Origin of the sequence: Listeria immobilis, from assembly GCF_014322765.1 — a bacterium.
Lineage (GTDB): Bacteria > Bacillota > Bacilli > Lactobacillales > Listeriaceae > Listeria > Listeria immobilis.
Map to the genome: position 1 here is coordinate 86409 of NZ_JAASTZ010000004.1, position 13245 is coordinate 99653.

Below are 13245 nucleotides of genomic sequence, written 5' to 3' on the forward strand. Positions count from 1 at the left end.
TCTTCTTCCCCCTTTATGGATAAACTGGGATAAAATTTAATCCATCATTTTCAGCAAAATTAGCGATAATATTTAGGTTTTGAATTGCTTGACCAGCCGCTCCTTTTACTAAATTATCAATAACCGAAACGATCGTGATTGTATTAGTTTTTTCATTATAGGCAAGTCCAATATCACAATAATTCGATGCTGTTACTTGTTTTATAGTTGGATAGCAATCCTCTGACTGGATTCGGACAAATGGCGAATTTTCATAAGTCGTTGTATAAAGTGTATGTAATTGTTTTTTTGTTAGTGGATTTTTAGGTTTTACATAGATAGTTATGAAAATTCCTCTTGTGATGGGGATTAATGAGGTGGAAAATTGAATGGCTGGAATACTCTCATCCCAGCTATTTAACTGTTGCATAATTTCCGGAATATGTTGATGAGCATTCATTTTGTAAAGTGTCATATTTTCATTCGTTTCTGTAAAATGTGTACTAGCAGACGGGGCTTTCCCTGCTCCTGAAAGACCTGACTTGCCATCCACAATAATAGACGTTGGCTCGATTAACTGATTTTTCACGAGTGGGGCTAAACCAAGTAATGTTGCTGTTGCGTAACATCCCGGGTTAGCGATAAATGTTGCTGCCGTGTTTGTTTGAAATTCAGCTAAACCATATACAGCATTAGCTAAATAACGCTCTGCTGCTGCACTTTTTCCGTACCATTTTTCATATACTTTACCGTCTTTTAAGCGAAAATCCCCTGATAAATCAATGACGTTTAAACCAGCTTCCAAATATGGCGTGGCAATATCTTTAGAAATACCAGATGGCGTTGCTAAAAAAACAGTTTCACTTTTATCTATAATTTCTGCTGGATTTAGTTGATTTAAGGGGCTAGACTCTAAATTTTTTAAATGTGGATAAACATCAGCCAGTGTTTTTGAGTGTGTAGAAAAGCTATGTAACGAAGCAATGTCAATCAGTGGATGATGATGAAGTAACCGAATTAACTCCAAACCACCATATCCTGTTGCCCCAATAATCGAAACTTTCATCCTAACCCCTCCCGTTAATTATTAAATGATACTTTTCATTATAGTGATGTATATTTATAATGTCAAATGGTTTTTTATTAAATTTAAAAACTGTTTTATGCATAAAAACAAATCATTAATGTATATAGTATACAAAAACCGTTTACCTTAATAAAAAGGCAAACGGTTTTTGTTTTAAAATAAATCGGCAAACTCATCTTTGACTTGCTCCGTTTCTGCAATATTCACAGAAATGGTTTCAATTTGTTCAAGTGCTTTACTTATTAATGAATCAAAGTCAGTAAAGCTTTCATAATGCTCGATTTTATCAAGTTTTGGTTTTGTTTTTGGGGATGGTGGTGTAAAAATCGTACAGCAATCTTCAAATGGTTGTACAGATAAATGATACGTATCGATTTTTTGTGCAATTTGTATGATTTCATTTTTGTCCATTGAAACTACCGGACGAATAATAGGTGTTGCTGTAACTGCATTAATAGCTAGCATGCTTTCTAGTGTTTGGCTGGCAACTTGTCCTAAACTTTCTCCATTTACAATTGCAAGGCCATTTCTTCTGCGGCGAATCTCATCTGTAATTCTAAGCATCATCCGGCGAGTAACAGTCATGATGACGCTCTCCGGAATTTGTTGTTTAATGACCTCTTGAATTTCTGTAAATGGTACAATATGCATCTGCACTTGTCCGCTATATTTAGCAAGTTTTGCTGCTAAATCAATTGCTTTTTGCTTTGCTTGCTCACTAGTGTATGGGGGACTATGAAAATGAACTGCTTCGATTTCCACGCCACGTTTTTGTGCTAAATAACCAGCTACTGGACTATCAATTCCACCTGATAACATTAACATTGCTCGTCCAGATGAACCAACTGGAAGACCAGCCGCACCAAGAATAGTTCGGCAAGATAAAAATACGCCTTCTTTTCGAACATCAATAGTTAGCTTCACATCCGGATTTTTCACATTAACTGTTAAATCTGCTATATTTTGAAGTACGTGAGCGCCAATTTCTTGGTTTATTTCATTAGAATCTAGTGGGAATTCACGATGACTTCTTCTTGCCGCCACTTTAAATGTTCCATTCTCTTTATGCGCATCTTGAACTAAAGCGAGTGCTGCATTTTTCACTTCTTCCAAATCCAAATCCACTCGAACAGCTGGACTAAAAGATTGAATCCCAAAAATCGGTTTTAAACGTTCTTCTGCAAGCTGATAATCCGCGCCATTTAAAATAATATACATCCGGTCGCGTTCGCCGTGTATCCGAACTTCCGGTAAATCCTTCATAGCCCGCTTCACATTTTGCGCTAGCTTTGTGACAAACTGTTTTCTGTTTTTTCCTTTTGTAGATAATTCTCCGTATCTAATTAACATTCGATCAAATTCCAATTTATTTCACCACTTTATTTAGATTTTCGATGATTTCTTGCAGTTTTTGAATAAATATTTTTGCTTCTGACAGACGATTTTCATAAGATAAACTTACTCGAACCGCACCAGTTGCTTCTTCGTCCGTCACACCCATTGCTTTTAATGTGCTACTTGCTAATTTTTGTTTGGATGAACAGGCACTTGTTGTGGAGATGTATATATCTTCTTTTTCAAGTGCATGGACGAGAATTTCACCGCGATGTCCTTTTGCTGAAAAACAAACGATATGTGGTGCAGCAACCACCTTTTTTGTATGAACGGTCATATCGGGCATCTTAGCAATCTCCGTTAATAGAAAATCGCGAATTGTAACTATATCTGTTTGCTTTTGTTGCTGTTCTAAAGCAAGTCTTAGAGCTTTGGCAAGTGCCACAGTTCCAGCTAGATTTTCCGTTCCACTACGGTAACCCATTTCCTGACCACCGCCAATAATTTCAGGATGTAAATGCACATTTTTCCTTTTAAAAAGCACACCTGAACCACGTAAAGCATGAAATTTATGACCTGAAATAGTTAGTAGATCAATATGATGTTCTTTTATTTTTACAGGGATTTTCCCAATTCCTTGGACAAAATCGACATGAAAAAAAGTATCTGGTCGTTCTGCTGTTAATTGACCAATTTCCCGCAGTGGTTGAATACTTCCTACTTCATTATTTACGCCCATAATGGATACTAAAATAGTGTCCTCGGAAAGTGCTTGTTTTAATTCCGTTAGATTGATGACACCATTCTTATCTACTTTTAAATATGTTACCTTAAACCCTTCTTGCTCTAGCTCCTCCATCACGAGTCGTACAGACGGATGTTCAATGCTTGAAGTTATAATATGTTTGCCGCGGTTTTGATAGCTATAAGCAAGCCCTTTAATGGCTAAATTATTCCCTTCCGTTCCACCAGATGTAAAAATAAGTTCTTCTGGTAAAACTTCTAACATCGTTGCTATTTGCTTTCTTGAAGTATCCAGTAATTCTTTAGATTTAGCTCCAAAACGATGTAAGGAAGAAGGGTTGGCAAAATAAGTACTTGCCACTTTCGTATATGTTTCAAGCACGGCACTATTTGGCTTTGTTGTCGCGCTATTATCGAAATAAATCATACAGACTAGATTCTCCTCCCCAATATTCCACTTATCATTTTATCATAATTCCATTACAATCCAACTACTATTTTCATAAAAAAACAGGATTCCTATAAAAAATAGAAATGCCTGTTTTTGTTTTTATTCAATATCATCTACACTAACTTTAGCTTCATACGCTTTTTCGACTTTTTTAAATGCACCTGTTTCCACTTTTTCAAGCGCTGTTACAGCAATTTCTAACGCTTTTTTGTATTGGTAATCATTGTAAAAGTGATTTTCAGCTTGAACTAACTCATTCGCTAGCTCTTGATTACGTAATCGGTATCGGTTGGCGTACTGGATAACATGCTCGACTAAACGAACATTTTCCATCATTTCTTCCGCTTTTTCTGTCAAATGCGTTAAATCTTCTTCAGCAACTTGCCAATCTTGACTAACAGCTTTCATATTCAAAGGCTTTTCTTCCAAACGTTTTTCTAGCGCATCAATGGACTCTCCCATATGAACGCGTAACGATAGATACTCTTCCGGAAGTCCAGGCAAGCGTTCTCGTTCCATCTTTCGGTCTAGTGTGATAATAGCCCGACGCATACGCTCTGCATCATCACGTGCTTCTAATTCATCTTTACGAAGCGAACGTAATTCTTCAGCAAATTTGTCTTGTTCTGTGCTAATAGTAATAAGTGCTGCATCAATTTCTTTTAATGTATCTTGCGCTGCTGAGTAAGCAATTTCTCCACTAGCTATTAGCGCTGTGAGTTGTTCAAAGTTCTCTTTTGCTTCACTTAATTTAGCACTCGTTTTCAAGTATATAGCTAAATCTTCTTCTCCAACATGATAAGTTTGCTTCACTTCTGTAATTTGTTCAGCAAGTGCATCAGATACCACATTTTGACGTTGCAATTTATCTGAAGTTGGACTGTGATTTTCTTTAACGAAATGACGTGCTTCTGCTTCATGTTCCAATGTATCATAGAATAAGTCAATTTCTGTGTGCAACTCTTCTATGCCTTGCTCTGCTGCATCCAAATCTAGATTGATTACATTTTGTTTCATTTTATCCATTTGTGTCTTCATCCGAGAAATTTCTTTATCTAGTTCCATTTGAGCTAAATAATAGCCTTTACGAACCATTTCTTCGTAACCAATACGTAGTTTACTTATTTCTTCGGGTAAAATAGTATCTGTCTCATGTAATAATGAAGGAATACGATCCATTTGGCCTTCGATAACTTTCATTTCTTTTTGGACAACTAAAACAATTTCTCGGGCTTCTAAGTGATCGCCTTGGTCTGTTAATAAGTCATATTGATTTAGACTCTCTGCAAGTGTATCTAGTTTTGTTTCAACATAACTTAATGTATCACCTAGTTTAAATCCTCTTGTTAAAACTTCACGGCGAAGCTCTGCAAATTTTTCTTTGGTCATACGGCTTTCTTTTGCATTTTTTTCTTCACTAATAAGTAATTCTTTTAAACCACCAAGAATTTGATCCATTTGTTTTTCAATGACAACAAGCATTTGTTCGATATCATTTTCAACGTATGTAGCAGAACGAAATTTATAACGATCTGTATTCATCTCAGCTTCGAGTAACACTTCTTCTAAATCAGGAAATAATCTTGTTTCAATTTCATCCCAAGATGTTCTCCATGATTCAAAAAGCGCTTCTGTTTGACCAGTAAGTTTTAACTTTTTGACTTTGGTCAGTTCATCAATCACAGGTCTCTCTCTAAGCTTAATTTTCATTTCTTCTAACTCATTTATTCTTTGGTAATGTTTTCTTTTTAATATGTAGCCTGCACCAATGACCGCAATTACTACGATAATAAAACCAATTAACATGTAGTACATCCAAAATCCTCCCATCAACGTCAACTTGTGAAAGAAGAACAGCCAAACTTGTGCTGCTCATACATTTTTTCCATTATGTACATCTTTCCATATGTAGTCTATTTTATTCTTCCTTTTTAGCTAATTATACACATCTTTTATTTTAACACGATTTGCCAAGAATTACTTGCGTTTAGCGAAAAAAATTTCAAAGCACCCTTTTTTTATTTTTGACTAAAACAAAATTCCCGAAATCCCCTACTGTTCATGCTATACTATATTCATTATTTGAAAAGAAAAGTGGGGATACTTAATGATTGAAATATCAAAAATGACTGGTTCAAAAGAAGAGAATTACGCACTCGCTTTAAAACAAGTACAAGCAATGATCGCTGGTGAAACAAACCTTATCGCGAATTTAAGTAATGTTTCTTCTATATTAAATCAAGCGCTAACAAATATTAATTGGGTTGGCTTTTATTTACTCGAAAAAGAAACGAACCAATTAGTTCTCGGTCCATTCCAAGGTTTGCCAGCCTGTATCCGCATTCCTCTTGGTAAAGGTGTATGTGGTTCTGCTGCATCCGCTCAAAAAACATATATTGTAGAAGATGTCCATCAATTCCCCGGACATATTGCATGTGACGCTGCTTCAAATTCAGAAATCGTTCTACCACTTGTAAAAAATGGACAGCTTCTTGGTGTGCTGGATATTGATAGCCCTTCTACTGCTCGTTTTGATGAAGTGGATCAATTTTGGCTTGAGAAAATTCGTGATGCCATCGTTCACGAATTACCTAACGAAATCAATTGACAACAGACTACTAATTATACTATACTGGAAGATGTGTAAAATGCAGCTTGAGTGAAATGAATGAGTGTGTTGTTTACCCCCAGATTAATTCTGTGGTATATCGCGTAACCGGCGGCTGCTATGGTGATGGTATATGAAGGTAAACTGCCCTGATTTGGTTTTACGTCACGTTTGTTTTATACCAAAAACAAATAAAAGGAGGAGTCTCTTATGGCTCGTTATACAGGTCCAAGCTGGAAAGTTTCCCGTCGTTTAGGAATTTCACTTTCTGGAACAGGTAAAGAATTAGAGCGTCGTCCGTATGCTCCAGGTCAACACGGCCCAACTCAACGTAAAAAAATCTCAGAATATGGTTTGCAACAAGCTGAAAAGCAAAAATTGCGTCATATGTATGGATTAACTGAACGTCAATTCAAAAACACGTTCAACAAAGCTGGTAAATTACAAGGTAAACATGGTGAGAACTTCATGATCTTACTAGAACAACGCCTTGATAACATCGTTTACCGTCTTGGTCTTGCTCGTACTCGTCGTGCAGCTCGCCAACTCGTAAACCATGGCCACATCACTGTAGATGGCAAACGCGTAGATATCCCTTCTTACCAAGTTTCTGTTGGTCAAGTGATTTCTGTTCGTGAAAAATCTGCTAAAAACTCTGCAATTGCTGAAAGCCTTGACGTTTCAAGCTTCGTGCCTGATTACGTAACTTTCGATGCAGAAACTCTAACTGGTTCACTTAACCGTATTCCAGAACGTTCTGAACTTGCTGCTGAAATCAACGAAGCATTTATCGTAGAATTCTACAGCCGTTAATTAGAACTAATCGCCTTGCAAATCATGACTTTTGTTGTGGTTGCAAGGTTTTTTGATGTAAAAAAGCACTCGTTTGCTAAAACGAGTGCTTTTTCATTATTTATAAGAAACTAAGAAATACTTCTTCTTCCCACGTCTTACAATCGTAAATTTATTTTCGATGCGATCACTTTCACCAATAACTTTTTCTAAATCTTGCACTCGCTCGCCGTTAATGTATATTGCCCCATTTATTACATCTTCACGAGCTTGGCGTTTTGATGATTCAATTCCAAGAGAAACTAACCAATCTACTAAATTCATTTCCGCTTCCTCTGCTTCAAAAGTAGGCACATCTTTGAAACCTTGTTCGATTTCTGTTGCAGTGAGCGCTTTTACATCTCCACTAAATAATGCTTTAGATATTTTGAGTGCTTGAGTAAGAGCTTCCTCACTATGCACGAATTTAGTCATTTCAGCAGCTAACGTTTTTTGTGCTGCTCGTAAATGCGGTTCTTCTTCCACTTGTTTTGCTAAATCAGCAATTTCGGCTTCCGTCAAAAAAGTGAAGTATTTCAAATATTTCACGACATCACGGTCATCGGTATTAATCCAAAATTGATAAAACTCATATGGCGTTGTTTTTTCTGGATTTAACCAAATTGCGCCACCTTCTGATTTACCAAATTTAGTTCCATCGGCTTTTGTTAATAAAGGAATAGTTAAACCAAAAGCTTTGGCATTTTCTCCTTGTTTTTTACGAATTAAATCAAGTCCGGCTGTAATGTTTCCCCACTGATCACTGCCACCAATTTGCAAACGACAATCATTAAATTCATATAAATGATTAAAGTCCATTGCTTGCAAGATTTGGTAAGCAAACTCTGTGAAGGAAATTCCTACTTCTAAACGACTTGCAACAATATCTTTCGAAAGCATCGTATTCACATTAAATTCTTTTCCATAATCACGCAAGAAATCAAGAATGCTGAGATCTTTCGTCCAGTCATAGTTGTTTACCATGCTTGCCGCAGAATCACCTTTGAAATCAAAAATCTTTCCAAGTTGAACACGCAAACTTTCGACGTTTTTACTAATTTGTTCCATTGATTGCAACTGACGCTCTTCTTTTTTACCACTTGGATCACCAATTGTCCCTGTTGCTCCGCCGACTAAAATAATCGGACGATGCCCAGCGTTTTGAAAACGACGTAATATCATAAATGGAATTAAATGCCCAATATGCATTGAATCTCCAGAAGGATCAATCCCACAATAAAGCGAAATTTGTTTTTCCTCAACCCATTTACGTAGCCCTTCTTCGTCCGTTTGTTGATAAATGGCTCCGCGCCACTCTAATTCATCGATAATATTCATTTTCATCAGTCTCCTTTATTTTTTGAAAATAAAAAACGTCCCTTCACCAGCTAAACTAGCGAAGGGACGTTGTAATTAACGTGGTACCACCCTACTTTTAGGAAAAATTCCTACTCAAGTAAAATAACGGCTTAACACCGGTCGCGCCATTATCCTGCGCAACGTGACTCCGGGATGTAATTCGACTACTTACCTCTACTAGTTTTCACCACCCACTAGCTCTCTAAAAATAAGAATAAGTAACTACTTCGTCCGTTCATTGTCATTTTCATTATAGAAAGTATACATACATTTATAACATATTGGTAAAAATGATGTCAACTTTTTATTTTTCTTTTGTTGTACCGCGAAGTTTTTCGCTATGTGGCAAGATAACCGTTTTTTCGTCTACTTCTTCGTTTGTCATTAATTTTGTTAGTAAACGCATCGCTACTGCACCAATATCATACAACGGTTGTACAATTGTCGAAAGTTGCGGACGAGACATTAATGTTAGCTTCGTATTATTACTAGTCATTACCTCTAATTCTTCTGGAACCTTAACACCAGCATCAAGCGCAGCATTTAAAATACCAATAGCTAATTCATCATCCGCTACAACTACAGCATTTGGTTTTTTTGCAAGCGTACTTAACTCTGCCCAAGCTTTAACTCCAGCATTGTAGTTATATTTCGCTTCAATAATATAATCTTCTTGGTACTTAATACCAGCTTCTTTAAGCGCTTCTTTATAACCCGCAAGTTTCATTTCACTATTTACTGGCTCATTTAAAGGACCACTTACAAAGGCGATTTGTTTATGACCATTATTTACAAAACGTTTTACCGCTTCTTTGGTTGCTTGTTTGTAGTCAATATTAACAGAAGCTAATTTATTTTCCATATCCACTGCTCCGGCTAAAACAACTGGCGCTGGTGAACGATCAAATTCTTCTTGCAATTGTTCTGAAATACGTTCGCCCATATAAATAATTCCGTCCACTTGTTTGCCAAGAAGTGTATTTAGTACTTGAAGTTCTTTATCCTCATTTTCGTCTGAATTGCTAAGAATAATATTATATTTGTACATCGTTGCAATATCTTCAATTCCACGAGCAAGTTCTGCGTAGAATACGTTAGAAATATCTGGAATAATTACACCAACAGTCGTCGTACGTTTGCTAGCAAGTCCTCTAGCTACAGCATTTGGACGATAACCTAATTGATTAATCACATCCAATACTTTTTTTCTTGTTACTGGTTTAACATTCGGATTGCCGTTGACTACCCGAGACACTGTTGCCATGGATACATTTGCTTCCCGCGCAACATCATAAATTGTTACATTCATCCCTATTCACTCTCCATATCAATTATTTTAATGGCTCTCTATACCATTTGAAAACGGAATCATACTAGCCTTCCTTTAATAATACGATAACTTTTTTCGATATGCAATTGTTTTCACTCTTTATTTTCATTTATTTTCATATCAAAACAGCATTATAATTTACATATAAATGCCGATTAAGCATTACTGTTTATTGGCAAAATAAAAAACCTTGGCGTACCAAGGTTTTTAGAAATTATTTGATTTTATGAGGAACTAAATTACTAGCTAAAATTTCTTTCCAAAAAACTTCAAATTCAGGTATATCCATTTGTTGAGCGGAATCAGATAATGCTACCGCTGGGTCAGGATGAACTTCTGCCATAACCCCATCCGCTTCAATAGCAAGAGCAGCTTTTGCACAAGGCAATAACAAGTCTTTTCTACCTGTAGAGTGTGTTACATCCACCATTACCGGTAAATGAGTTTCTTTTTTCAATATAGGTACTGCGGAAATGTCTAGTGTATTTCTTGTCGCTTTTTCGTATGTGCGTATACCACGTTCACAAAGAATAATTTTGCCATTCCCTTGTGACATAATATATTCAGCGGCACCAATAAATTCTTCAATTGTTGCCGATAAGCCACGTTTTAGTAAAATTGGTTTATCTACTCGACCTGCTGCTTTTAATAATTCAAAGTTTTGCATGTTTCTAGCACCAATTTGAATAACATCCACATAGTCAAGTGCTACTTCTATATCAGCTGGTGTAACGATTTCACTAATAACTGCCAAACCATATTTATCAGAAACACGTTTTAGGATTTTTAAACCTTCTAGTCCCAATCCTTGGAAGTCATATGGGCTAGTACGTGGTTTAAATGCTCCACCACGGATGAGTTTTAATCCCTTAGCTTTAATTGACTCTGCAACTGCTGCTACTTGTTCGTAAGACTCTACAGAACAAGGACCAAAAACAAATACCGGTTCACCATTTCCAATTGGCAAACCTTTTACTGTAACAATCGTGTCTTCTTTTTTGTTTTTTCGAGATACAAGTAATGCTTTAGAGTGATCATCTTCTTGAAGTTCTAATCCTGCTTTAAAAATTTCTTTAAATAATTGCTGAATCGTACTATCTTCAAAAGGACCATTATTGGCTGCGAGAATTGTATTAAGCATTTCTCTTTCACGCAATGGATCAAAACGAAGAGAACCTTGAGTCCCTTTAATTTTCCCAATTTCTTGTACTAAATTCGCACGTTTACTAATTAATTCTAGCAAATCAATATTTAATTGATCTACCTGTGTTCTTAATTCCTCTAAATTTGCGTTAACCATGTAACTTCCACCCTTCTAAAAATCTGCTCCAAGATTATTTCTCATTATAGAGGAAAACAGATGATTTGTCACGAATCTACTTTTATACTTAATCGCTTTTAAGTGTTAAAGCGATTAATATGAATTAATGGTAACATATTATCAAATAAAATTCAATACCATAAAATCGGATAATTAGCATAACTTTATGGATTAACACTAACTTGATTTTGAAAAAAACGAAGCATTTCAATCAATCCGATTTTCGTAAAAACATTTTAAATCACCCATTAAAATTTTGCTTAAAATAACGGCATTTTGGTGTGAAAGTCTTACTGTTCCTTTTTCTATGTTACTGTAACCGCTAGTGTACTTGTTAAGAACCCTATAATTTTATGATACGATGGGTTGTATTTAGCCCATCAAAAAGCTAAAAATATTTTTAGCTTTAAACAAAAGAACAAACCGAATTCAAACAGTTTGTTCTCCTAAAAATAGGTCGGCTATTGTTACATTTGGAATTACATTTTTTATTATAGCTATAAAACTATTGCTTTAATATCAACATCAACTAAAATTTACGTCTTGACATATTATTTGTAGAAACTCATTTTCATCATTTACTGTAAATATTTTAATTACAATTTGATTTTTTATTTGTTCTACTTTCACTTTAGTAATTGTAAATTGACTATAGTTTAACTTAAAGTGATTTAATTCATAGACATCTCTTTTTAGCGAATAATTTACTGCTGTACATTTTTTGAACAATAAAGCGATATGTTCTTCTTCTTTTTCGGTAAAATAGTAATCAACAATTATTTTAAGATCCATTAGATTTTCGGTAAATTGAATACTTTCTATTATACTATCTGTAAGATCATAGTTATAAAAATCATTTTTTATCTTTAATAATATTTCTTTAACTTACAATAATAAAACCTCCTTAACTAATTAAAATAAAAATGGGTTAAATCTCGTACTTCTTGTTTGGTGGCATTAGAAGGGAAATTACCTGTATCATCAATATAATTCCCCCTCACTAACTCGAATAATGCTTAAATTGTCCGTTCTACTAAAATTTCAAGATCATAAATTTCCCCTAATATTTCAGTTTCACCTTTTATTTCGGTACAGTTATCAGAAATAATTAAAGTCCCAAAAAAATCATTATACTCCATTAAATATAAAGCAATATCATATTCATCTAAAAGAGCATCATCTATGGTGATTTCAATTGTATCAAAATGCTGGCAAGATATGTTTCTAAAATATACCTCGGGAGCATAAAGAGTCCAGTTCCATTCACTGCTTTCATCACTCTTTATTTGCTTGTAGAACTCTTTATTGCCTTTAATTTCCAAATCAAAGATATGATTCTCTTTGTCGATATTAAAAACTACTTCACCAACCCCAAAATCGGTATCACCAATCTTAAAAATATTCATTTAATTATCCTCCACTGATATAAGTTTCCAACTACCTTAATAATCTAAGTAAAATCGTGATAATATTTATTATCTAGATGTAATAAAAATACATTACTTAGTATAATTTTTTATAAATGTTTTTATGCTAGATTTCTTCCTTAAATATTTCGTTTTGTCGGGATTCTTTTTTGTAGCGCAATTAAGCCAAATTATCAAATTTTAAAAATAAGGTGTGCCTCTTAAGAAAGAATAAAGTATGCATGATCTGTTGTCAATGAAACGAGCAACATTTTAGCTATTAACTTGGCAAAGGTTTTAGATAGCAATACCATAATATTTATATTAACTTATTTGGTAACTTACACAGTATCACAAAAGTATCCTTTTTATACTAAAAAATACCCCCGCAAAAAAGCGAGGGCTAAAATCTATAAGTTAATTTTTGATGATTTTTAACTTATAATTATTTATTAATGTGCTTCAAATACTTACTAGTGTACTTGTCAAGAACCCTATAATTTTATGATGCGATAGGCTGCATTTAGACAATCAAAATACGCCCCAAAGTTAGATTTTTTTGTCTAACTTTTGGGACGCACTACAATCAGATAGTAAAGTGCCTTTTTTATTTTTTTAATTGTGTTCCTTTAACTTCTGTAACTTCTATTGTTTCATTATTCTTGTTTACAAACTCAACTTCATAGATTTCATTTTCTGAATCTAACATCATCAAAATTACACCTTTAGTTCCTGTAGGAACTTTTTCATTTAATTCTACAGAGCTAAATACAACATCATATTCTTTAAACATG

The 13245-nt window shown here is 34.7% G+C and carries 11 protein-coding genes, 1 pseudogene and 1 other annotated feature; of the genes and pseudogenes, 2 read left to right on the forward strand and 10 right to left on the reverse strand.

Going from position 1 to position 13245, the window contains the following annotated elements; genetic code table 11:
• Positions 1–13: 13 nt before the first annotated feature.
• From argC to ezrA, 4 genes are all read right to left on the reverse strand, one after another.
• Positions 14–1045 (reverse strand): N-acetyl-gamma-glutamyl-phosphate reductase, encoded by a 1032-nt coding sequence (gene argC / locus HCJ50_RS03820; protein ID WP_185347331.1) that lies wholly within the window; start codon positions 1043–1045, stop codon positions 14–16.
• Between the two features lie 174 nt (positions 1046–1219).
• A complete protein-coding gene (gene thiI, locus HCJ50_RS03825; RefSeq protein ID WP_185347329.1) occupies positions 1220–2431 on the reverse strand; it encodes a tRNA uracil 4-sulfurtransferase ThiI in 1212 nt (403 codons plus the stop codon).
• Position 2432: 1 nt separating this feature from the next.
• Positions 2433–3572, reverse strand: a complete 1140-nt coding sequence (locus HCJ50_RS03830) for a cysteine desulfurase family protein (RefSeq protein ID WP_185380640.1) — start codon at positions 3570–3572, stop codon at positions 2433–2435.
• A gap of 123 nt (positions 3573–3695) precedes the next feature.
• Positions 3696–5411 carry a septation ring formation regulator EzrA gene (gene ezrA, locus HCJ50_RS03835; RefSeq protein ID WP_185347325.1) on the reverse strand — a complete coding sequence of 572 codons (1716 nt, stop codon included), beginning with the start codon at positions 5409–5411 and terminating at the stop codon, positions 3696–3698.
• 292 nt (positions 5412–5703) lie between these two features.
• Between ezrA and HCJ50_RS03840 the strand changes: the two genes are divergently transcribed.
• Both HCJ50_RS03840 and rpsD read left to right on the forward strand, forming a co-directional pair.
• Positions 5704–6204: a GAF domain-containing protein gene (locus HCJ50_RS03840; protein ID WP_185347323.1), complete on the forward strand. Its 501-nt coding sequence runs from the start codon at positions 5704–5706 to the stop codon at positions 6202–6204.
• 210 nt (positions 6205–6414) lie between these two features.
• Positions 6415–7017 (forward strand): 30S ribosomal protein S4, encoded by a 603-nt coding sequence (gene rpsD, locus HCJ50_RS03845; RefSeq protein WP_003719890.1) that lies wholly within the window; start codon positions 6415–6417, stop codon positions 7015–7017.
• A gap of 96 nt (positions 7018–7113) precedes the next feature.
• Here rpsD and tyrS read toward each other — a convergent pair whose 3' ends face one another.
• From tyrS to HCJ50_RS03870, 6 genes and pseudogenes are all read right to left on the reverse strand, one after another.
• The gene (gene tyrS, locus HCJ50_RS03850) at positions 7114–8373 is read right to left on the reverse strand and encodes a tyrosine--tRNA ligase (protein ID WP_185347321.1); all 1260 of its coding nucleotides are present in this window, start codon (positions 8371–8373) and stop codon (positions 7114–7116) included.
• Positions 8374–8432: 59 nt separating this feature from the next.
• Positions 8433–8642: a binding site (T-box leader), on the reverse strand.
• Positions 8643–8698: 56 nt separating this feature from the next.
• Entirely contained in the window at positions 8699–9703 is a 1005-nt protein-coding gene (ccpA, locus tag HCJ50_RS03855) for a catabolite control protein A (protein WP_185347319.1), read from the reverse strand.
• A 235-nt stretch (positions 9704–9938) separates the two neighbouring features.
• Entirely contained in the window at positions 9939–11024 is a 1086-nt protein-coding gene (locus tag HCJ50_RS03860; protein ID WP_185347317.1) for a bifunctional 3-deoxy-7-phosphoheptulonate synthase/chorismate mutase, read from the reverse strand.
• Between the two features lie 228 nt (positions 11025–11252).
• Positions 11253–11378, reverse strand: a pseudogene (locus tag HCJ50_RS15710) (helix-turn-helix domain-containing protein); the annotation flags it as partial.
• A 683-nt stretch (positions 11379–12061) separates the two neighbouring features.
• Complete coding sequence (locus tag HCJ50_RS03865; protein WP_185349623.1) at positions 12062–12451, reverse strand: hypothetical protein; 390 nt, start codon at positions 12449–12451, stop codon at positions 12062–12064.
• A gap of 607 nt (positions 12452–13058) precedes the next feature.
• Positions 13059–13244, reverse strand: a complete 186-nt coding sequence (locus HCJ50_RS03870) for a DUF4926 domain-containing protein (RefSeq protein WP_185347971.1) — start codon at positions 13242–13244, stop codon at positions 13059–13061.
• Position 13245: the final 1 nt, after the last annotated feature.

Excerpts from the sequence above, each read along its gene's own strand:
- argC (WP_185347331.1), bottom strand. The coding sequence starts at position 1,045 with ATGAAAGTTTCGATTATTGGGGCAACAGGATATGGTGGTTTGGAGTTA.
- HCJ50_RS03830 (WP_185380640.1), bottom strand. The coding sequence starts at position 3,572 with ATGATTTATTTCGATAATAGCGCGACAACAAAGCCAAATAGTGCCGTG.
- ezrA (WP_185347325.1), bottom strand. The coding sequence starts at position 5,411 with ATGTACTACATGTTAATTGGTTTTATTATCGTAGTAATTGCGGTCATT.
- HCJ50_RS03840 (WP_185347323.1), top strand. The coding sequence starts at position 5,704 with ATGATTGAAATATCAAAAATGACTGGTTCAAAAGAAGAGAATTACGCA.
- rpsD (WP_003719890.1), top strand. The coding sequence starts at position 6,415 with ATGGCTCGTTATACAGGTCCAAGCTGGAAAGTTTCCCGTCGTTTAGGA.
- tyrS (WP_185347321.1), bottom strand. The coding sequence starts at position 8,373 with ATGAATATTATCGATGAATTAGAGTGGCGCGGAGCCATTTATCAACAA.
- ccpA (WP_185347319.1), bottom strand. The coding sequence starts at position 9,703 with ATGAATGTAACAATTTATGATGTTGCGCGGGAAGCAAATGTATCCATG.
- HCJ50_RS03860 (WP_185347317.1), bottom strand. The coding sequence starts at position 11,024 with ATGGTTAACGCAAATTTAGAGGAATTAAGAACACAGGTAGATCAATTA.
- HCJ50_RS03865 (WP_185349623.1), bottom strand. The coding sequence starts at position 12,451 with ATGAATATTTTTAAGATTGGTGATACCGATTTTGGGGTTGGTGAAGTA.
- HCJ50_RS03870 (WP_185347971.1), bottom strand. The coding sequence starts at position 13,244 with ATGTTTAAAGAATATGATGTTGTATTTAGCTCTGTAGAATTAAATGAA.